Genomic DNA, 21,258 nt, shown 5'->3' on the forward strand with positions numbered 1-21,258 from the left:
CTGGAGAATACACCGGTGGCATAGCCATAGACCAACAAGCTAATTAATAAACTGGGGTGGTAGGCGCTACTACCGCGCAAACCATAACTGTTTTCAATTTGGGTTAAATCAAGCTGGTCAACGACCTCGACGACAAAACGTGCAAGATGGTCATCAGGCAGCCATTCATCTAAGGTTGGCGGTAGAAGATATCCGCTAAGGCGGTCTATTGGGCGAAAGCGACTCATTGTTTTTATCTCATAAGTAATATGGGCATATTTTAACACATATCGTCTTTTAGCATATTATTGTTTGATTAGTCCGACAGGCTCCTAGAGAACTTAAAGATGAATATGGCATCAACACCGTGGCCATTATGTCTAATGACCAGTCTTTGTATGCAGAAGACGCTACTGAAAACATGATTAGCATTTCGAAAGAAATGCACTTTTCATTTCCTTATCTCATTGATGCAACACAAGACGTAGCTAAAGCATACGGAGCCGTCTGCACACCTGACTTTTTTGGGTTATCAAAAGACTTAACATTGCAATACAGGGGCCGTTTTGATGCATCAAGAAAAGTGTCAGCGCCAGAAGGTACTCGAAGAGATTTATTTGAGGCGATGAAGCAAGTTGCTAAAACTGGAAAAGGTCCACTAGAACAAATCCCATCAATAGGCTGTTCGATTAAATGGAAATTGGATTAAGTTAAAAAAACCGGTTGCTGGAGCGGGTTATTCCGCGTATATTTATATCAAAGCATGGAGGATATAAAATGAAAAAACAATATAAACATTATTGGATGCTGCTGGTAGGTTTCCTATTTCTGGGGTTTGGGCAAGTTAGCCTAGCGAACCCCTCTCCGGTCAGTGTACAGGGTGCGAAAAGCATTACCGGATCGGAAGCGAGGGCGTTGTGGCTAGAGGGCGCTTTTTTTGTTGATCCACGTTCTGTAGCGGATTGGGAGGCAGGTCGTATACCCGGTGCCTTGCACATGGAGAGTAATCGGCCTGTTTATAATGCGCAGACCGTTTTGAATTTTGCCGGCTCGAAAGAGGCGCCTATCGTAGCTTATTGTAATGCCGAGGCGTGTCATCGTGCAGCGCATCTGGCGCGCGATCTTGTAGGTTGGGGTTTTACAAATGTTTATTATTTTCGTTTAGGCTACCCTGAATGGTTAACAACAGGCAGTCCGTTTGAATAAGTGTTATTTTGTGCATTAATGTGAAGCGGTCGCGTGTTGTTAATTATAGATTAGGGGAGCGTTTATGTTATTTAGTTTAAAAAATCAATTAGCCGCGTTTGCGGTAGGTGCGGTACTGGTGACCGCCGGTATTCTTTATACACTGGGTCATTTTGAAGAGCAGCGTGCTAATCAGCAAATTTATCAAGAGCGTGCTCAATCTCAGTCGGGTCTGGTGGCTAGAATGAGTGCCAATGGTACCTTGCGATTAAGTGAAAACCTAACCCAAGCAACCCGAAACAGATTGTTGTTTGATGCGGTATTAGATCGTAACCTCGAAGAAATTAGACGCCATGCTTTTACCTATGAAAATCGATTGGCCGCCAGTGAGATAGTCAGTGGTTTACGCGTTGTGGACCGTCAAGGTGTGATTCTTTATTCGCGCAATAAGGAGGAGATAGGTAAAAGCTTAGGGCTGTCGATTGTGCAAGAAGCGATGGAGCAGACCTTGATCAAAAGTGGTTTAGAAATTTATCAAGGTGAGTTACAAAACCATTATGCCTTCCCACTCACCCAACGGGGCAAAACCTTTGCTGCGATTCATTTTTTTAGTCTACCAAGCGCCACGTTTACACAATTAAGTCGTTTAACCGGTGCCGAGCACTGGGTGTTTACATCTGGCGCTGGGGAGATTGTCGCGGCCAGTGAAGGAGCGCAGTCTATTGCGCGTATCGCTGGAGATAAGATTGGGCAACTAAGTAAGCAGCCTATGGCATTTCAAGATAGAGTCTATACGGTATTAGGTTCTGAGGTTCGCGATTATAAGGGCAATGCGATTGGGTTTTTAACCAGTTTTACTGATGAAACGCAGGCCTATGCTCAGGCGCGTAATGCGACTTTAATTGGCTTGTTAGCGATTATCGGCTGGTTGATATTGGCCGTGATTGCGACCTACTTATTTGTTTCGATTAAACTGAAACCGCTTAATCAAATGCGAAATATTGCCTCTGAAATTGAAGCGCATGGCGATTTATCAAAACGCTTGCACATTCGCGGCGATGATGAGGTGGCGCAGTCAGCCAAGGCTATCAATAAAGTATTAAGCTTAGTCGATAAATTGGTCAGTGATTCTAATCAGGTGCTTGAGGCGGTATCAAAAGGTGATTTTTCGAAAAAATTGGATCAGCAGGCGTTTCATGGTGACCTAGCACATTTTGCCCAGGGCTTGAATGAATCGGTCGAGTCTGTACATTTTACGATGGCGGAGCTAGAAAGGGTGGTGTCATCCTTACATCAAGGTGATCTCAATGTGGTGCTCGACCCGCGTGTTCAGGGTTCGATTCAACAAAAAATGAATGCCTTGACCCAAGGCCTGTCACACACATTTAGCCAAATAAATGCGGTCATGGCAAAAGTCAGGCTGTCCGATTTTTCAACGCAAGTGACGGTTGAGGCAAGTGGTGAATTGGCGGTGTTGGTACAAGCAATTAATGACTCTATAGCTAACTTATCGAGCGGATTTGCGCAGGTGGTGGGCGCGGCAGATCGCATTTCTAAAGGTGATTTTACTCAGCCAATTGAGGGTGAATATCAATTTGCGCTTGCGCAAGCTAAGCAGGCGATTAATCAATCGATGCTGGACTTAAGCGCCACGATTAATATTGTTAATCGTGCTGTTGTTAATATTTTGGATGCGCTAAATGAAGTGGCCGGGGGAACGGTTTCATTAGATCAGCGCACACATGAACAAGAAGCGTCTTTGGCTGAAACACGCGATGCCATGCATCATACGGCCAAGCAGGTAGATGCGAACGCGACAGCGACGGAGCAAGCCAACCAGATTGCGCATGAGCAAACAAGATTGTTGCAAGATGCCAACGCCTCGATGAGTGAAACGCAGCAAGCGATGCAGGGTATTAAAGCGGTGTCGGCACAAATTCAAGATATCACCAGTTTGATTGATTCCATTTCATTCCAAACCAATCTTTTAGCATTAAACGCGGCTGTCGAAGCGGCGCGGGCGGGTGATCATGGCCGTGGCTTTGCGGTGGTAGCGGGTGAGGTTCGCACTTTGGCAGGCAAGTCAGCACAGGCCGCGAAGGATATCGGCGCGTTAATTGATAAAGCGGTAGTCTCTGTAGATCAGGGGGTTAAGAAGGTGGATAGTGTCAATGGTTTCCTTGAAACTATTACCCAGGAAACGGAAAAAATGCAACAAATTGTTTCATCAATTACCCAGTCTTCTGCACAGCAAGCGCAAGGTGTCAGTGAGGTTAATCAAACAGTGGTGCAGCTTGATAGCATTACGCAACAAAATGCCGAGCTGGTTAAGCAAACACGTGATTCGGTTGAGCAAATGCAGTCGGCCTCTCATGAATTGAGTGAAATGATGGCGAAGTTTAAAATTAATTCAGAAAGACAATTAAAATTAAGCCATAATATGAGAAACCACTGATTTAGGAGCATGTTGTAATGGATTTAAATACAATTGATAAAACGGCTAACTTAAGCAAAAACAATTCGATGAGCTTAATGATCTTTAAGTTGATTGATGAGCATGACGCTGAGTTTGCACGTCATCCTTTTTATGCAATGAATATTTTTAAAATTAAAGAGGTATTAAACGCATCAGAATACCCGATCACCATGTCGGGCACCAGTGGTGCGGCTTTCTTTAAGGGTGTTGTGTCGGTACGTGGTGAATATATCAGTGTTTATGATACGGCACAGTGGTTTGGGCATGACAAGCAACAATCAACCGATCGAAGCGTTATTATTGTCTGTGAAGTAAACCATCAAACAATAGGTCTGTTGGTGGCCTATATTCATGGTGTGGCGGAGAAGGACTGGAAGGAAATTCAACAAACAGATAAAAATGCACGAAAGATTGTTTCACAAACCCGTATAGAAGATCAGCTTTGTTTGGTTATGGATGTTGAACAGATGATTGCAGAGATTTCGGGTACCGATCTCGAGAAGGAGTCAAAAGTTGATTCCTTGGGTATTCGTTCAGATAAAATTATTTTATTTGCTGATGATCAGCCAAGTATTCGCGGCTATGTAAAAGCGGTGTTAGAAAACCTAGGTATCGAGCATCAGGTGTATCCAGATGGTTCGGGTATTATTCAGTTTTTAGAGGTTGAAGAAAATCGTCACCGAGTTGGACTGGTGATTACTGACTTGGAAATGCCCAATGTATCAGGACATACGGTGATCAGAACCATCAAGGAGAAGATGGGGTTGAAAATTCCGGTAGTCGTGCATTCCTCGATGACCGTCGGTGACTCACAGCGTCAAGCGGCGGAGCTGGGTGCGGATGCGTTTATTGGTAAAATTGATACTAAAGAAATTGTAGCTATCGTTAAAAAGTATTTTAAAAATTAATCTAATGCACCTCTAGGAAAACCCGCGCAATCGGTTGCGCGCGCGTTTCCTTGTCGGTCTAACTTTTCTTTAGCTAGGCGCTACTCCATCTTTTTTGACGATTCAAACGCAGACTTAACACAATGAAAAAATTTTATTTATGGTTAGTGGATTATTTGGCACCTATTTTGGCTGTGATGCTAGTGGTAGGTATTTCGTCCGTTTTCTGGCTACATATTAAAACTTCACAGCAACATTTGCATCAAGTGGCGATTGAGGATGCAAAAAACTTTTCAGGGTCTGTCGCGCAGTTTCGTAACTTTTACGCCGATACGATTGTGCCGGCCGTCCGTCAGCACCATGTACCCATTACCCATGACTATTTAAATATTCCCGGTAGCATACCACTTCCGGCGACTTTTGCGATTGATTTTGGTGAAAAGCTGTCACAAAATAGCCATTATAAGGTTCGCTTGTACAGTGACTTGCCTTTTAGTTGGCGGGAAGGCGGCGGGTTGCGTGATAAGTTTGAACAGCAGGCGATGCACTATTTGCGTGATAATCCCGAAGGCTATTTTAGTGCTTATGAAACACTGGAGGATGGCTCGCAGGTTTTGCGTTATGCGGTAGCCGACACTTTAAGCGAGTCTTGTGTGGCTTGTCATAATAGCTACCCAGGTACACCGCGCACAGACTGGAAACTTGGCGATGTGCGGGGCGTGCTAGAGGTGACCAGACCGATGTCTTCATTGCATTTAGAAAATGAAGCGAGTGCGTTAAAAACCTTTATTGCCATGGTATTGATGGCGCTTGTGGCCCTGCTTATGTTAGGGTTGGTGTTAAGACGTAATAAGCAAGCGATGGCTGAAGCAACACGACAACAACAAAAAACGCAGTCGATCATGGACTCAGTTGTGGATGCGATTTTGGTCATAGACGATAAAGGTACGGTTCTCGAAGCAAATCACTCTGTAGAATCGGTGCTTGGTTATAAACCTGAAGAGCTGATAGGGCAGAATATCAAAATCATTACGCCAGAACCGCATCATTCGGCGCATGACGGCTATTTATCGGACTATTTAAAAACAGGTGAGCAAAAAGTTATTGGTTTTACACGGCACGTTGATGCGGTGACGAAGGGGGGGAGGCAAATTCCGATAGATTTAGCTGTTAGTGAGGTATGGGACGCGGGGCAGCGACGCTTTACTGGCGTGATTCGTGATGTGACAGAGCGTAAGAAAGTACAAAACGAACTGGAGCAGGCACGCGACCAGGCCTTGCAGTCTGCGAAAATGAAGTCAGAGTTTTTGGCCAATATGAGTCATGAAATTCGTACTCCGATGAATGGTGTGATTGGGATGACTGGATTATTGCTCGATACACCGCTCACCAATGAGCAGCGAGAGTTAACCTTAACGGTTAAGTCGAGTGCAGATTCGTTGTTGGGCATTATCAATGATATTCTCGATTTTTCTAAAATCGAAGCCGGTAAGCTTGAAGTGTCGATGGAAGAGGTTGATCTGATTGCTTTGCTTGACGGGGTGATTGACATGGTTGCACCGAGTGCGCAAGCTAAGGACGTCAGTCTTGGGTATTTTATTGAACCTAGTTTGCCGGCTAGGCTTAAAACAGACCCTGTTCGCTTGCGCCAAGTCTTGATTAACCTACTGGGTAATGGTATTAAGTTTACCGCTCAGGGCGCGGTTTACTTAGCGGTTAAAAAAGGGGCCGATGACACGCTTAAGTTCGAGGTGGTTGATTCAGGCATTGGGATTTCTGAAGAGGGTCAAGCCAAACTTTTTGGTGCTTTTAGTCAAGTCGATAGTTCTTCAACGCGTGGTTTTGGTGGAACCGGTTTAGGTTTGGCGATTTCAAAACAGCTTGTCGAGTTACTTGGCGGTCAAATTGCGGTGGAAAGTAGTTTGGGCAATGGCTCTATTTTTTACTTCTCGTTGCCGAGTGATTCCTCTGAGGCCGGGCCTTGTTTGCCAGGGATGGTGTCGCCGGTTCAGTTAGCCTGGGTCATGCGTGACAATCGATTGCGTGATATGTACATCCATCAGTTTGCCCAATTAAATATTGAGGTAATGCCATTTGATTTAGTGGCTTTAAATGAAGCAAATTTGGATCCTGCTATTCCCGTTTGGTTGGATATGGGTGAAGTTGAACGTGTTTATGAGCGTCCACTGAGTTTAATCAATGATATCAAAGCGCACCATCAAAGTGTTACTCTGATGGTGAGCCATAAGCAAGCCAGCGAGTGGCGCGATCAAATGGAGCGCATGAGTGTTAAGATGCGTATCAAGCCGATTAAGTACGGTAACTTGTCTCATTGGATAAATAGCGCAGGGCGCACTCTCTCAGTCGAACAGCAGGATGCGTCTGAACTGGTTGAGCCAAAGAAAATTTTTGAGCAATCGCGCGTTTTGTTGGTTGAGGATAATCTTGTCAACCAGAAGCTAGCCTTGGCATTAATGAAAAAGTTAGCTTTAACCCCGGATGTGGCTAATAATGGTCAGGAAGCACTGGATAAGCTTGCAGTCGAGCATTATGACTTGGTGCTAATGGATTGTCAGATGCCGATTTTAGATGGTTACGGCGCCACTCAAGCGCTGCGTGCTTCAGCGGGTATCAATAAGGATGTGCCGGTGATTGCGCTCACCGCCAACGCAATGGAGGGAGATCAGGAGCGTTGTTTTGCCAGTGGAATGAACGATTATGTAGCCAAACCGATAAACCCTAAAATATTGTCGGAAAAGCTACATCACTGGTTAGATCCAGATACAGCTTTTTAACCCGGATGTTTGATACATTCGCGTGAAGTTTGTGAAATATCCAGGTTTAAGCGCCTGTCTCTTTTGTCTTGTTTTTAGGCTTAACCTGCCCGCGCAAGCGGACAGTTTAAGCGCGATAGGCGCTTAGTGTTTGCGGAATAGGGATTCAGTGGGATCTCTGGGCGTTGTTCTGTTTAATGCTTGTGCGCTGCGTAGATATTTTTTGCGACTCCAAATTAACCCCCAGCGAGAGCCTCCGACTTGTCGCCATAGTAGCGCAGAGCGAATGCCTGCAAGTAGCAGCGCGCGAATTTTATTCGCATTCTGCGGATTTTGTAGATGGCCATGTTGCCCTTTAACCATGATTCGTGGATTGAGATGGCTGAGGTTTTCGGTATAGGCGCGTGAAATCGATGCAATCACATTTTCATGAAAGTCACCAAAATGCGCGCGCTGTGTTTTTGCCGTTTCCAGTGTGCGCGCCACCTTGTCGAGCGCGCCATCTTCTTTAACGAGATTACGTTCCAGTAAAATCACGCTAAGCGCGTAGCGGGTGATTTCAAGGTTGCGCATATCTTCGGCGTCACTTGAACCCATTTGTGAAAGTAGTGTGCGCACACCGAGTTGAATGTTCATTACATCATCGCCATACACATCGAGTGTGTTACTCGGGTTTTCAGAAAATAAACTATTGATGCAAGTGTGGTAGGCCGTTTCATCTAGTTTGCCTGTAGTGGCAATATCAAAAACCAGTTTGGATGCTTGATATATGCCGATCAATGCAAGCGTGCGATCTTGGTCTGTATATGTTGACATATTTTCCTCTAGTGTAATTCAGATAGGTGGTGAGCGCGCTGCGCAATAACGCCGCCGCCTAGGCAGGCCTGGTCGCGATAAAAAACAATCGATTGACCGGGAGTAATGGCTTTCTGTGGTTCAATAAATTCAACCCAAATCTTCCCATCTTGAGCTTGTTTAATTTGGCAAGGCTGCGCCTGTTGGCGATAGCGTATTTTTGCTTTGAGTGGCTGGTTTAAGTCGGGTGTTTGCCCATTTGTCCAGTCACATTGGTGTGCGATGAGTGCGCAGTGATAGAGTAGTGGGTCTTTTTCACCTTGAACGGCAATCAGTTGATTAGTGCGAAGGTTTTTATCGGCTACAAACCAAGGTGCATCAGTTTCACCGTGGCCGCCGCCAATACCTAAGCCTTTTCGTTGACCTAATGTGTAGTACATCAAGCCTTCGTGTTGGCCAATGACCGTGCCGTCGGGTTTAATAATCTCGCCGTGCTGTGCGGGCAGGTAGCGCTGTAAAAAGTCTTTGAATTTACGTTCACCAATAAAACAAATACCGGTACTGTCTTTTTTGTTATGGACAACCAGGCCTGCTTGTTCAGCCAGTTGTCTGACAGCGGGCTTTTGCAGCTCACCGACAGGGAACAGGGTTTTGCTTAATGCGTTTTGTTGAAGTGTGTACAGAAAGTAACTTTGATCCTTGTTGGGGTCAAGGCCTTTGAGTAGCTGGTATTCACCGTTGCTTGCCTGTGTAACACGTGCATAATGACCGGTGGCAATTTTATCCGCCCCAAGTTGTAATGCATGGTTTAAAAAGGCTTTAAATTTAATTTCTTTATTGCACAAAATATCGGGGTTAGGGGTGCGGCCGGCCTGGTATTCTGCTAAAAAATGCGCAAACACCCGATCCCAGTAGTCCTTGGAAAAGTTTTCAATATGCAAAGGAATGGCTAGCTGTTCACAAATACTAAACACATCTTGTAGGTCAGCGGCGGCTGGGCAATAGTCATCAGTATCATCACCTTCCCAGTTTTTCATAAACAGACCTTCGACTTGGTAGCCTTGTTGTTTAAGCAGTAGGGCTGTCACGGAGGAGTCAACGCCACCTGACAGGCCCACAATTACTTTGGTATTTTGGTTCATAGGTTTATGGCTTATTAAAATTTAATTGTTTATTTTAACAGATTCGTGCTCAGGCGTTGGCTTTCACCAGGTTGCAGCGCGCCTAGTTTAAACTCACCTATTTCACTACGAATTAGCCGAAGGGTCGGAAACCCGACCGCCGCTGTCATTCGGCGAACTTGACGGTTCTTACCCTCTCGGATTTTAAGCTCGATCCAGCTTGTAGGAATCGTTTTGCGTTCACGAATGGGAGGGGTGCGTGGCCATAGCCAATTGGGTTGAATGATTTTTGTGGCTTGGGCTGGGCGGGTTAAACCGTCTTTGAGTATGACGCCTTGGGTCAGTTTTTGAATCGCGGCCGCATCAATATCGCCCTCGACCTGCACCAAATAGGTTTTAAGTAGTTTGAATTTAGGGTCAGCAATGCGCTGCTGCAGACGACCGTTATCCGTGAGCAGCAATAACCCTTCACTGTCTCGATCCAAGCGTCCCGCTGCGTAAAAACCCGGTTGCTTGATGTAGTCAGCGAGTGTGGGACGGCCTAAGTCATCGGTAAACTGACAAAGCACATCAAAAGGCTTGTTAAATAAGAGTAAATTTGGCATAGTACAAATTGTATCTTAAATTAATGAAACACACCTTAAATTTGATGAAGTTTTGCTTTGGCATTTATTTTGCTTTGTCACTTACATTGTTTTTTGACTAACTAGGGAATCTTTTCAAAGCATGTTCACACAACACTTTGATGCAAATAAAGATTATTTTGCCGTTTTGGGTTTGCATAACCAAGCGTGCGAAAAAACGATTAAGCTCACTTATCGTAGGTTGGCGCGTCGTTATCATCCTGATGTATCCAAAATGCCTGATGCTACACTCAAGTTTCAAGAGATTTCTGAAGCTTATGAGGTGTTGAGTAAGTATCGTGATGCCTACTGTCGTGCGTTTAGTCGGTTTAACGCCAGCGCTTCGGGCTTCCAGCGCCGTCCGGCCTCTTCGGAAGATGGCGCATCTAAAGCACACACTGATGAAGGGTTTAAGCGTCATGATTATCATCAGACGCACAGTCATTGGAAACGCGCACCGATTAACGGCAAGGATCGTGTTATTTGCTATCCGCTCACACTTCGTTATGCCATTCGATTGCTTCAACAGGGGTATTTTTACATTCCAGGCCTTAAAATAAAGATGAAATTTACCCGTCATGCATTTGAAGGAAAAACATTTCGTCTGCAAGGCAAGGGGTATCAAGGTCTATTTGGCGGCAAGCCAGGCGATTACTTGGTCAGTTTTAATATTAGCCAAGAAAGTTTAAGTTGGAAGCTTCAGGGCGCCGACTTGTATGGTGATGTAAAGGTGCCTAAAAGCTTACTCGTTGCCGGTGGCAAAGTGCAATTTGATTCGCCCGTAGGGCCGTTAACCTTGGTTGTACCGGCTAACTATAATCAAAACGAATTTATTAAGGTGCAAAATAAGGGGTTGCCATCGGATGAGCGCGGGTTGGCCGGTCACCTTTATGCTCGATTGATTGCCGCTTAGTCTGCGTTTAATTATTCAAAAAATATTGAAAAACAAAAATTATGTCTCATTTTGATCAAACCAATGATAACCTAGTTCTCGAGCCTGTTAAGCAAAAAGCCAAGCCCCCCAAGCGTTATAAAGTCATTTTGTTAAATGATGACTTTACACCGATGGATTTTGTGGTGGATGTATTAATACGCTTTTTTGTGATGAGCGAGGAAGAGGCTGTACAGGTCATGCTTGCCGTGCATCAAAAAGGTAAAGGGGTGTGTGGTGTGTATAGTCGTGAAGTGGCTGAAACCAAAGCTTTTCAAGTGAACCAATATGCGCGTCAACATCAACATCCGTTGATGTGTCAAATTGAAGCCGAATAATCTGATTGAGTAAAGTCTATGTTAAGTAAATCCGTGCAGATGTCACTGAGTAACGCGTTTGAAATGGCGCATGAGTATGAACATGAGTTTGTGACGCTAGAGCATCTGTTGCTTGAGTTATTGACGTTGCCAGATGTTCATGAGGTGGTCGCGGCATGTGGTGGTCGTGTTGAAGATATTGAACAGCAGTTAGAAGACTTTCTGGGTGAGCAGCCCTTGGATATGAATCCAGGTAAGCAGGATATTCACCCAACGATGAGCTTTCAGCGCGTGATTGAGCGTGCTATCTATATGGTGCAGTCGAATGGCTATAATGAAGTAATCGGGGTGCATTTGCTGGCGGCGATGTTTGCTGAACCGGATTCGCAAGCGGTGTTTATTTTAGAGTCGAATCAGGTGCAACGTGTGGATGTGCTGAGTTATTTATCTCACGGTGTGATCTCATCACAAGATGAAGATTTTTACCAATCAGAACCGTCTGGTGAAGCGGAGCCGTCGGTGGATTCTGAGGTTGCGTTGACGCATTTTAGTGTGAACTTGAATAAGCAAGCCCTGGAAGGGCGTATTGACCCTATGATTGGGCGTCATTGGGAGTTGAACCGTACTTTAGAAATACTCAGTCGTCGGCGCAAAAACAACCCGCTGCTGGTGGGGGAGCCTGGGGTGGGTAAAACCTCGATTGCGGAAGGTTTGGCGCATAAAATAGTGCATGGTGATGTACCCGATAGTTTGGCTGATGCAGTGGTCTATAGTTTAGATATGGGCGCGTTGCTGGCAGGTACGCGTTATCGAGGTGATTTTGAGAAGCGTTTTAAGGCATTGTTAAATGAGCTGGCGAAGCAGCCGCATGCTATTTTGTTTATTGATGAGATTCATACGATTATTGGGGCAGGGGCTGTTCAGGGTGGCGCAATGGATGCCTCTAACCTGATGAAGCCAGCCTTAGCGAATGGAAAGTTACGCTGTATTGGCGCGACGACCTATGAAGAATACCGTGGTATTTTTGAAAAGGATCGCGCGTTAGCGCGCCGTTTTCAAAAGGTCGAAGTGCGTGAACCCACCGTCAATGAAACGTTTGAAATTCTAAAAGGCTTGAAGCTGCAGTTTGAATCGCACCATGAGGTGAAGTATACACAGCCTGCACTGAAGGCGGCGGCTGAGTTGGCGGAACGCTACATCACGGATCGCCATTTACCTGATAAGGCGATTGATGTGATTGATGAAGCCGGCGCAAAACAGCGTTTAATGCCGGCCAGTCGTCGCCGTAAACAAATTGGGGTGCCCGAGATTCAGCAGGTAGTGGCAAATATTGCCCGTATTCCCATTGCCAACATCACGCAAAAAGAAAAAGACAAGTTGTTTGACCTTGAGGCCAGTTTGCAACGCGTCGTGTTTGGCCAGGATCATGCGATCGCGCAGGTTGTGGCAGCGATTAAGCTAGCGCGCTCAGGCTTAGCAACAGCAGACAAGCCTACGGGCAGTTTTTTATTTGCCGGGCCCACAGGTGTTGGTAAAACAGAATTAACCCAACAAATTGCCAAGCACTTGGGTGTTGAGTTGGTGCGTTTTGATATGTCTGAGTATATGGAGCGTCATACGGTTTCGCGTTTAATTGGTGCGCCCCCTGGCTATGTGGGGTTTGATCAAGGTGGATTGCTGACGGAGGCCGTAAATCGCCAGCCACATTCGGTCGTGTTGCTTGATGAAATCGAAAAAGCGCACCCCGATGTCTATAATTTATTATTGCAGGTAATGGATCATGGTACCTTAACCGACAACAATGGGCGTAAAGTTGATTTTCGTAATGTTGTGCTCATTATGACTTCCAATGTGGGTGCAGAGCAGATGAGTCGTGCTAGCATCGGTTTTACTGAGCAAGATCACAGTATGGATTTTGAGGCGGAGCTCAAAAAGCAGTTTAAACCGGAGTTTCGTAATCGTTTAGATGCGGTGATTCAGTTTAATCGCTTGTCAGAGCACTCAATGGCTTCGGTAGTTAACAAGTTTATTTATGCGTTGGAGCAAAGTTTGTTGGAGAAAAAAGTCAGCCTAGTTTTAACGGTTGCGGCACGTGAATGGCTGGCAAAAAAAGGGTTTGATCCATTAATGGGTGCGCGTCCAATGAGCCGGTTAATTCAAGAAAAAATCAAGCAGCCGCTAGCTGAAAAGCTTTTGTTTGGTGAGTTGCAGAATGGTGGCGAAGCGGTGATTGATTTAGTTGAAGATAAGCTTGACGTTAAATGTGGTTAGTTTGATGGTGTTTAAACGGGGCTATTCATGCCCCGCATTCCACCCACCCAGGGAAACGGCGCTAAATAATATAAAATCACGCGTCATTGCAAGGCCGAAGGCCGTGGCAATCTCTTGCGGGCTGCGTGCGCTTTAACTGGTTGTATCGCGTTGTTTATTGGCGAGCTCTACTTCTTTTATTTGAATAAAGTACACCAGTTTTCTTCGGTCTTCTTCGGTGAGCCCAGTGAATTCTAATGCGACCTTTTTGGTGTCGCCTACTGGAATGATTTTAACAATTTTGCAGCGTGCCAAAATCGGGTGCTCATTTTTTAAAGGGCGCAGCAATACATCGACAAAGCAAGATTCATTTAGCTCTTCATTAATAACAAAGGACAAGCCTCCCGCACTCAGATTAACCATTCGCTGAGGAATGTTGTGTGTGAGCTGATCTTCATCAATTGTTTGTAGCATAAAGTTAACTTTGCTGTTTAACGCCGCTAATACGCTGGCGATGAGCGTACTTTTTGTCCCAATTTGGGCAATCAACTCATCGATTTTTTCATCTAACTTAACGAGGTTGTCCATAAAATAGCGCTCTATAAAGCTGCTATCTGGATCAGTCGGTAATTCAAAGTTTTGAGCTTCTTGTGCCGTCAGTACACGATAACTACAAGGAAGCATGACATCAAGACGAAAAAAACTACGCTGTTCGTGAGACATAGACCTGCACTTTTGTTTAGTAAAAGAAAATTATGCTTTTCCCAGATTTTTTCTGAAATCACTCGTTCGGGTTTTACCGCTTGCGCCATAAAGGCTTACGTTGTCAGGCGCTTGAAAAAGCTGATGAATCAGGCCTGTGTTTACGTTTTCTAACGCGGCGAGTATCATGCCATTTTGTTGGTTTATTTCAAAGCATTCGCGTGTTAGTTTGTCAATCGTTTTCATTAGATGGCGGTCGGTTTGGGTGGTTATTGTTTCGCTATCTTTGTTTAAAAACACACCAGGGTGGTCGGCGGCTAATGCTTTTGTAAATGTGTTCAATTCAATTTGATACTGGTTTTTTGTATCGGTGAGCGCATTGAGCTCGTCAAGCTTTGATTGCTGCAACAGTTCGTGCTCTGTCTGCAGCAGCTGTTTAAATTGGGTTAAGTCATCGACCAGCTTTTCAAGGTTGAGGGTAAGGTTTTGAGTGGTGTTCGATGACATATCGCCTAATCTTTTCGGCTTTTCAGCGGCTAAGCGCGAGCAAGTAATAGCTCAGTTCTAATTAATTTATCAGCAATGCTATCGGCGTTAATCTTATAGCTGCCGTCATTAATTGATTTTTTGAGCTCAGCGATACGTGCCTCATTGGAGGTATCAGCCGTATGCGCACGCTTCTCTATATCACGAATTTGGCTAGAGAGCGGTGTGAGTGTTACCTTATCTGTCGGTGCTTTTACTGTATTTTCTGCGTTGGCGGTTGTTTTTTCAACCGCTCTGCTATTTTCATTCAACCTGGTATTGTTAACAAGGTTGCTATTTAAATTTTTAATGTCCATGACCTTACCCTCATGATTTTGTGCTATTTTAGCAACAAGTTTTACTTTTCTATAGACTTTAACGGCAAAAAAGCCAAAACTTTAGCTTTTTTATTTGGCTTTTTTATATTTAGTTTCAATGCCCTTCATCTGTTCTCGCGGAGGGTATCGGTTCCCGATAGAACCCCCATGGTTGTGTCGGTGTATAGCTGTGTGTGACACATTATTAAACGTCCCGGTTTAAAAAGCCTTATGGAACCAATACAGTGTTAGGAGCAATAACTATGCCTTTTACTATAATATTGGATTGTGTGTTGCGAACTTCGACTTGTTCTTGTGCCATGCCATTGTTCAGTGCCACACCTGTGGTACGTATTTCGAGGCCGCTGACACGTGTGATAAGATTAACTTCTTGCTTTTCGATGACCCAGTAAGGAATGTCGAGCATGGGTAAGGTGATGACCGTGTTAGGTCTGATGGCGCGCTTTGCACGCATCGCTTGTACATTGTCTAATTCTTCAAGCCAGCCGCGCCGCACCTCACTTAAGCCAACAGGCCTGAGTTCGATGTCTTCAGGCTGAATAAAGGCTTGGCGAACAATCCCGCGCTTGGCAACGACCGCCATGACATTGCCGTCTATTTCAGCGCTAACAAAAACACGCCAATTCGGCTCTGTGCATTCTACCAACACGGTTTGTCTGCCAAATAGCAAATTTTGGCTACGGTTGCTGAGTGAGAGTGGGGTTGTACAGGCCGGGAGCGTGAGGTTTTGGGAGAGGTGGCGAATGTTTATTTTGGGTTCAATGATTCTTTGGTCTAAACTTTGCTTTAGATGATCGAATACCGCTTGATGAATGGCGTCAAGAGACTGATTTTCGAGTGCATAGAGCGTATTAGAAAATAAAAATAGCCATCCACATAAAATAATATAGATGCCATTCGCTATTTTCGTTCGCGTGTTGTTTAATAATACAGATATGGCCATATTTGTTCATTGTAATATAAGGTGAGTTTAAGATGTCGAGTTTTCTAGAAAGTGTTGATAAACGAACGTCCCTAGCCGGAATGAATCGCATGGAGTTGCTGTTGTTCAACATTAAGGGTAAACAGCTTTTTGGCATCAATGTTTTTAAGGTGCGTGAAGTGATTCGTACACCTGAAATTTCGCCTGTACCTAAATCGGATGCACGCGTAGTGGGTGTGGCAGATATTCGAGGCCTCACTATGCCCATTATTGATTTAGCAATGGCGTTGGACTTGGAGCCTGTCGCAAAAGATAAATTGTCCGAATCCTTAACCATTGTGACCGAGTTTAACAGCTCTATTCAAGGGTTTTTGGTCGAAGATGTTGATCGGATTATTCATTTGCGCTGGGAGGATATATTGCCGCCGCCTGACTCATTAATGCATGTGAATTATTTAACCGGTATTACACGCGCCCAAAATCAAATTGTTGAAATTGTGGATGTGGAGAAGGTTTTGATTGAAGTGTCTGGGCCAATGGCGGCAATGTCGGATGATTTTGCTGAAGCCAATGCCGATAAATCAGAAGGTTTAAAGTATTTTATTTTGGCCGCGGATGATTCAACTGTTGCAAGAACCCAATTAAAAAATGTATTTGAAAAGCTAAGAATAAAGCATGTTATTGTCAATAACGGTAAAAAGGCGTTGGATTTATTAAAGAAATGGGCAGATGAGGCGGATCAGGGTAGTGTGCTGCCTGTGTCTAAGCGCGTTTTAATGGTCATTTCGGATATTGAGATGCCTGAAATGGACGGTTACACGCTCACGACTAATATTCGAAAAGACGATAGGTTAAAGGATTTATATGTTGTGTTGAACTCATCACTAAGCGGTGGGTTTAATGAAAAGTTGACAGAAAAAGTAGGCGCTAATAAGTTTTTATCCAAGTGGCACTCTGAGGAGTTGGCCGTTGAGATTGTGAAACGCCTAGAGGCCGTGCGAGGGTAAGCCTATGAAGCGTGCGGGTTATGCCTCGGTTGTGTTTTGGATTCTGTCGATGATACCCATGTCGGTCAACGCCCTAGGGTGTATTGAGGTCACGGGTGTGGCGAGTATGCAAACCGATGATCGTGCGTTTGCGCGTCAGATGGCCATACGTAATGCGATTGAATTGGCGAGCATGCAATCAAACCTTGAAATCAATGCACGCTCAGACATGGAGAATTTTGCACTTCAAAACCAAGCCAGCCGCTTTACTACCCGCAGCAAAGTTGAGCGCTTTAGTTTAGTGGATGAATTTTACAATGAGCAGACGAATGAATATGAGGTGGTGCTCTATGTGTGTTTAACGGCGGACCCGAGTGCTTGCGGTAATCTGGTTGGGACCCAGTATCAAAACCGTTTGGTGGTTGCGCCTGTGGTGATAGAGAATACTTACGAAGGGCGAGATATAGCGAATTTATTGCCGGGCTATCAAGCAGAGCTGTTTCGCCGTTTAAATATCGCCGGTTATCGTAATCTGGAAATGGTTGAATATGCCCAAGGGCTTCACCCGGGTACTATGGTGACCCCCAATTTGTCACAAGACGTGCTGCTGCCGATTCAAGATCAAACGGGGGGGCAGTTCTTATTGTTGAGTGTGATACGTTCAGTGGTCAGTGTCAGTGAGGGGCGTGGATTTTTAGACGGTGTTCGTCGTTTTTATAATTACGATGCCAAACATAATAGGCGTTATGTTGAGGTTGAGTGGTATCTGGTTGATTTAAACAAGCAGCGTATTGTTCGCCAACACCTTGAAAGCATTGAAATGGAAGGGGAACCGCGTGTCGGACGTGACAAGCCTTTTGGTTCAATGGCTTTTTTTAGAACACATACTGGTCAAGCGTTTGATAAAATCTTAGCCCAGCAGGTCGAGCGAGTCATTGATCATTTAAAGTGTGAAATGTTAGAGACGCAGATTATTGATGTGCGCAATGGGGAGTATGTCATGTTTTTAGCCGATCAGTCAGGCATTCAGGTCGGCGATCAGTTGGCGATATACAGCCGAGCAGGTAATCCGGTGCGCTTTCAGGGGCGCGTGTTAGGTATGGATGAGGCGCCTGCGGGGTTTATTGAGATTACCCGTATTTTACCTAAGTTTGCCGTCGGCCGTTTGGTTGCTGAAAAAGCTGAAATACAAATTGGCGATGTAGCCCGTTCTTGGTAATACATCACTTTTCTTTCTTGGCACTGCTATTGCTTATAGGTTTTTAAGAGTAATAGCGAGGTCAACTCCATGTCTAATTCCATATTTGGTATCCATGAATCCGCGATGTTAGTGCGTCGTGATCGTGCAGAAGTGCTAGCTAATAATCTAGCGAATGCGGATACACCTAACTTTAAAGCACGTGATATTGATTTTCGTAAAGCGATTCACGAGGTGTCATTAAGCGCAGATACACGGTTTAAACCGGACATGCAGCGTACCAACGCGCGCCATTTAGAGGGGTTTGCCGAGTTATCAACCCGTGACTATCTCAAATACCGGATGCCCACTCAGCCATCGTTAGATGGCAATACGGTAGAGACGCATATAGAGAAGGCAAAATTTGCCGAAAATGCGCTTCACTATCAAGCGACCTTGGAATTTTTAGATAGTCGAATTAAAAGCATTAGCGGTGCGCTTAAAGGAGAATAATCATGTCTTTGTTTAATATTATGGATATATCCGGTACAGGCATGCATGTTCAAACGATTCGATTGAACACCGTGGCTTCAAATATGGCTAACGTCGATAGCATTAGCTCGAATGCAGATGAAACCTATCGCTCCAAACAGCCGGTTTTCCAAACCATTCTAGACCAACGAACCGGTGAGCCTGTTAATGGTGTGAGAGTAAAAGAAATTGTTGAAAGCCCGGCACCGTTAAAAATGGAGTATAACCCTAATCACCCTATGGCGAATGAAGAGGGGTATATTTTTCGACCGAATGTCAATGTGGTTGAGGAGATGGCGAACATGATGTCCGCTCAACAAACCTACCAGACCAATGTGGAAGTGATGAATACCTCAAAACAGCTTTTGTTAAGAACGATTCAATTAGGCAAGGGCTAGGAGTTAACAGATGAATATTTTTCCGAGTACACAAACGAAAACCGAAGCCTTGCAGCAGGCGGGTAACCCGGCGGCTTTTGCACCTGAAAAAGTGATGGGTCAAAAAGACTTTTTGATGTTGTTAACCACCCAGATGATGAACCAGGATCCGACTCAGCCCATGGACCCGACCGCCTTTGTGAGTGATCTAACCCAAATGAGTCAATTAGAGGCGACAACCCAGCTTAATAGTTCGGTGATGGCCATGACGATGGGTTTTCAAAATCTACAAATTATGCAGGCCTCTAGCATGATTGGTAAAAATGTGGTCGCACAAGGGGAGATGATTTCGCATCAAGCAGGTCAAGCCTCGACAATTCGTTTAAATACCGAACAACCGCTCACTGATGTTAAGTTGGTGATTACAAACTCATCAGGTGTCGTGCGAGAGCTGGATTATCCAAGTCTAGCACGTGGTGAAACGACCGTGAGCTGGAATGGTAAAAATGATGCAGGCATCGATGTGGCTGGGGGGGATTATCGATTGGTAGCCTTTGGTTATGATGCTGAAGGCGAAATAAAAGCGGTAGATAGTTTTGTAGGCACCTCAGTAAAAAGTGTGTCGGTTGAGAAAGACGGTAGCATGATGTTAACCCTGTCAACCGGTGAGCGCGTCAAAATGGACGCGGTAAGAGAAATTAGTTAATTTTAGTTTAGGGGAAGCGCCATGTCAGCTTACGATTTAAATGCATTAAGTGGTATCAATGCGATGTCACAGGGGCTATCGGTAGTCTCAAACAACCTTGCCAACGCCCAAACCATGGGCTTTAAGTCCTCACGGGCAGAATTTGCCGATATGTTTTCCGGCTCCCAGAACTCACCGGGCAATGGTGTGCGTGTTGAAAAAATTACGCAAGACTTTTCTCAGGGAACCATTGCGGCAACAGGGCGCGAACTGGATATGGCCATTGATGGAGAAGGTTTTTTTATTTTAGAAGATAAATCTGGAAAATACAGCAATATCTATACGCGAAACGGGTCATTTAAACTGGATAAAGAAGGTTTTGTAACCGACCAAGTCGGCAATAATTTGTTGGGCTTTAATTTGAATCCAGATTTATCAACCGAAACCAGGCCAGTTTTTGATACCGCACTGGGCGCAATTAATTTAGCGGACCTAAATAAAACACCCAGAGCCACTGATGAAATGACCTATAATATTAATGTGGACGGCGAAGCCTTACGAAATGTCGACCCGAATGGGACTGCCGCAGCGGTCGCTGGCGATCCAGATGACCACTCGGTCGGTGCAACCAATAACCTTCAACGCTTGCTCAATCCAGCAGGCGGGACTTATCAAGGATTTCCTGATTTCACTTATCCGACTACTATTTATGACAGTTTGGGTGGGCAGCATGTGTTGCAGGCTAACTTTTATAAACGCGACGTGGTGCCAGAGGGCGCTTCAACAACAGCTGCAGATGGCAGTCCAGTAGGCGCAGGCCAGGGCGTTAAGTACACCTCTTGGTTGGTGCAGTATACCGTTTCTGATAAAGAGGGCAATTTAACGGGTCAGCTAGCGGCACCTGATGGTACCTTGATAGAAGATCCAGCTAATAATCCTTTAAGCGGTCAAGTTTATGAGTTACGATTCGATACAAACGGACAATATTTAGGTGCCTATCAGCCTATTGACTATCAAACAGGCGGTGTATTAGCCAATCTTCCTGTGGGTGCGCCCGTATCCAGTGAAGCAATTAATTCAACTGATTTGGGCGATCCGCTTGATCCAACTGCAGATCCTTGGACGCGAGTCGATGGACAACCTACCTTAAACTTTTTAATTAACCCACTCAATGGCGCAACAGACCCGTTAGGTGGTGAAATCGTTGGTCAACCTCAAACGTTTGAGATTAAAGTTGATTTTGCTGAAATGACCCAGTTTGCTGGCGATAACCTGTTGCGCGGTGTGACGCAAAACGGTTTTAAAATTGGTGATCTGGTGGGGCTTACAACCAGTCGTGAGGGCATTATCGAAGCCCGCTATTCTAATGGCCGCTCGATTCCGGTAGCGCAATTGGCATTGGGTAACTTTAATGACTTGAATGCGATGGAAAAGCTGGGCGGTCAAATGTACGCTGAATCCTTTGGTTCAGGGCCTGTACAGATTTCGAAAGCCGGTTCGGGTGTCGTAGGTGCTATTCAGGCGGGCTCATTAGAGTACTCCAACGTGGATACCGCCGGTGAGCTGGTGAAAATGATTCAGTTGCAACGCACCTACCAAGCCAGTGCGCAGGTGATTTCTACGTCACAGGAATTAACAAGAACCATCTTAAATTTGTAATATAATTTTTCATAGTGT

General features: G+C 45.0%; 20 protein-coding genes and 2 pseudogenes. 14 read left to right on the top strand and 8 right to left on the bottom strand.

Annotated elements, in window-relative coordinates:
- Window positions 1-227, bottom strand: a pseudogene (locus NA59_RS06330) (IS5/IS1182 family transposase); the annotation flags it as partial.
- Between the two features lie 86 nt (window positions 228-313).
- Between NA59_RS06330 and NA59_RS06335 the strand changes: the two are divergent.
- The 5 genes and pseudogenes from NA59_RS06335 to NA59_RS14290 form a co-directional block, all read left to right on the top strand.
- Window positions 314-688: pseudogene (locus NA59_RS06335) on the top strand (thioredoxin family protein); the annotation flags it as partial.
- A gap of 68 nt (window positions 689-756) precedes the next feature.
- A complete protein-coding gene (locus NA59_RS06340; protein WP_052501504.1) occupies window positions 757-1,185 on the top strand; it encodes a rhodanese-like domain-containing protein in 429 nt (142 codons plus the stop codon).
- A 64-nt stretch (window positions 1,186-1,249) separates the two neighbouring features.
- Complete coding sequence (locus tag NA59_RS06345; protein ID WP_044409737.1) at window positions 1,250-3,619, top strand: methyl-accepting chemotaxis protein; 2,370 nt, start codon at window positions 1,250-1,252, stop codon at window positions 3,617-3,619.
- 17 nt (window positions 3,620-3,636) lie between these two features.
- Window positions 3,637-4,548, top strand: coding sequence for a chemotaxis protein CheV (locus NA59_RS06350; protein WP_044409740.1), 912 nt, complete (start codon window positions 3,637-3,639; stop codon window positions 4,546-4,548).
- Window positions 4,549-4,670: 122 nt separating this feature from the next.
- Window positions 4,671-7,322 carry an ATP-binding protein gene (locus NA59_RS14290; RefSeq protein WP_052501505.1) on the top strand — a complete coding sequence of 884 codons (2,652 nt, stop codon included), beginning with the start codon at window positions 4,671-4,673 and terminating at the stop codon, window positions 7,320-7,322.
- Between the two features lie 123 nt (window positions 7,323-7,445).
- Here the strand turns inward: NA59_RS14290 and hflD are convergent, their stop codons facing one another.
- Genes hflD through NA59_RS06370 form a run of 3 tightly spaced genes read right to left on the bottom strand, consistent with a single transcriptional unit; the run spans window position 7,446 to window position 9,822 of the window.
- On the bottom strand, window positions 7,446-8,117 hold the full coding sequence (gene hflD / locus NA59_RS06360; protein ID WP_044409743.1) for a high frequency lysogenization protein HflD: 672 nt from the start codon (window positions 8,115-8,117) through the stop codon (window positions 7,446-7,448).
- An 8-nt stretch (window positions 8,118-8,125) separates the two neighbouring features.
- Entirely contained in the window at window positions 8,126-9,238 is a 1,113-nt protein-coding gene (gene mnmA / locus NA59_RS06365) for a tRNA 2-thiouridine(34) synthase MnmA (protein ID WP_044409746.1), read from the bottom strand.
- 29 nt (window positions 9,239-9,267) lie between these two features.
- A complete protein-coding gene (locus NA59_RS06370; RefSeq protein ID WP_044409749.1) occupies window positions 9,268-9,822 on the bottom strand; it encodes a pseudouridine synthase in 555 nt (184 codons plus the stop codon).
- 121 nt (window positions 9,823-9,943) lie between these two features.
- Between NA59_RS06370 and NA59_RS06375 the strand changes: the two genes are divergently transcribed.
- From NA59_RS06375 to clpA, 3 genes are read left to right on the top strand one after another with little or no spacing between them, the layout of a single operon-like run.
- Window positions 9,944-10,753, top strand: a complete 810-nt coding sequence (locus tag NA59_RS06375) for a DnaJ domain-containing protein (RefSeq protein ID WP_044409752.1) — start codon at window positions 9,944-9,946, stop codon at window positions 10,751-10,753.
- 41 nt (window positions 10,754-10,794) lie between these two features.
- On the top strand, window positions 10,795-11,109 hold the full coding sequence (clpS, locus tag NA59_RS06380; RefSeq protein ID WP_044409755.1) for an ATP-dependent Clp protease adapter ClpS: 315 nt from the start codon (window positions 10,795-10,797) through the stop codon (window positions 11,107-11,109).
- 18 nt (window positions 11,110-11,127) lie between these two features.
- Window positions 11,128-13,359, top strand: a complete 2,232-nt coding sequence (clpA, locus tag NA59_RS06385) for an ATP-dependent Clp protease ATP-binding subunit ClpA (protein ID WP_044409757.1) — start codon at window positions 11,128-11,130, stop codon at window positions 13,357-13,359.
- Window positions 13,360-13,491: 132 nt separating this feature from the next.
- On the opposite strand, the gene NA59_RS06390 is transcribed toward clpA, so the two are convergent.
- The 4 genes from NA59_RS06390 to flgA all read right to left on the bottom strand — a co-directional run bounded on the left by NA59_RS06390 (window position 13,492) and on the right by flgA (window position 15,846).
- Complete coding sequence (locus NA59_RS06390; RefSeq protein ID WP_044409759.1) at window positions 13,492-14,061, bottom strand: PilZ domain-containing protein; 570 nt, start codon at window positions 14,059-14,061, stop codon at window positions 13,492-13,494.
- Between the two features lie 30 nt (window positions 14,062-14,091).
- On the bottom strand, window positions 14,092-14,547 hold the full coding sequence (locus NA59_RS06395; RefSeq protein WP_044409761.1) for a flagella synthesis protein FlgN: 456 nt from the start codon (window positions 14,545-14,547) through the stop codon (window positions 14,092-14,094).
- Between the two features lie 29 nt (window positions 14,548-14,576).
- The gene (flgM, locus tag NA59_RS06400) at window positions 14,577-14,882 is read right to left on the bottom strand and encodes a flagellar biosynthesis anti-sigma factor FlgM (protein WP_044409764.1); all 306 of its coding nucleotides are present in this window, start codon (window positions 14,880-14,882) and stop codon (window positions 14,577-14,579) included.
- Between the two features lie 229 nt (window positions 14,883-15,111).
- On the bottom strand, window positions 15,112-15,846 hold the full coding sequence (gene flgA / locus NA59_RS06405) for a flagellar basal body P-ring formation chaperone FlgA (RefSeq protein ID WP_052501506.1): 735 nt from the start codon (window positions 15,844-15,846) through the stop codon (window positions 15,112-15,114).
- A 32-nt stretch (window positions 15,847-15,878) separates the two neighbouring features.
- Between flgA and NA59_RS06410 the strand changes: the two genes are divergently transcribed.
- From NA59_RS06410 to NA59_RS06435, 6 genes are all read left to right on the top strand, one after another.
- A complete protein-coding gene (locus NA59_RS06410; protein ID WP_044409768.1) occupies window positions 15,879-16,832 on the top strand; it encodes a chemotaxis protein in 954 nt (317 codons plus the stop codon).
- A 4-nt stretch (window positions 16,833-16,836) separates the two neighbouring features.
- Window positions 16,837-18,030, top strand: a complete 1,194-nt coding sequence (locus tag NA59_RS06415; RefSeq protein WP_044409771.1) for a flagellar assembly protein T N-terminal domain-containing protein — start codon at window positions 16,837-16,839, stop codon at window positions 18,028-18,030.
- Window positions 18,031-18,099: 69 nt separating this feature from the next.
- Window positions 18,100-18,501, top strand: coding sequence for a flagellar basal body rod protein FlgB (gene flgB, locus NA59_RS06420; protein ID WP_044409773.1), 402 nt, complete (start codon window positions 18,100-18,102; stop codon window positions 18,499-18,501).
- A 2-nt stretch (window positions 18,502-18,503) separates the two neighbouring features.
- Window positions 18,504-18,917 (top strand): flagellar basal body rod protein FlgC, encoded by a 414-nt coding sequence (gene flgC / locus NA59_RS06425; protein ID WP_044409776.1) that lies wholly within the window; start codon window positions 18,504-18,506, stop codon window positions 18,915-18,917.
- 10 nt (window positions 18,918-18,927) lie between these two features.
- Complete coding sequence (locus NA59_RS06430) at window positions 18,928-19,602, top strand: flagellar hook assembly protein FlgD (protein WP_044409779.1); 675 nt, start codon at window positions 18,928-18,930, stop codon at window positions 19,600-19,602.
- A gap of 21 nt (window positions 19,603-19,623) precedes the next feature.
- The gene (locus NA59_RS06435) at window positions 19,624-21,240 is read left to right on the top strand and encodes a flagellar hook protein FlgE (RefSeq protein ID WP_044409781.1); all 1,617 of its coding nucleotides are present in this window, start codon (window positions 19,624-19,626) and stop codon (window positions 21,238-21,240) included.
- Window positions 21,241-21,258 lie beyond the last annotated feature (18 nt).

It is taken from the genome of Thiomicrospira microaerophila (assembly GCF_000934765.1).
GTDB lineage: Bacteria > Pseudomonadota > Gammaproteobacteria > Thiomicrospirales > Thiomicrospiraceae > Thiomicrospira > Thiomicrospira microaerophila.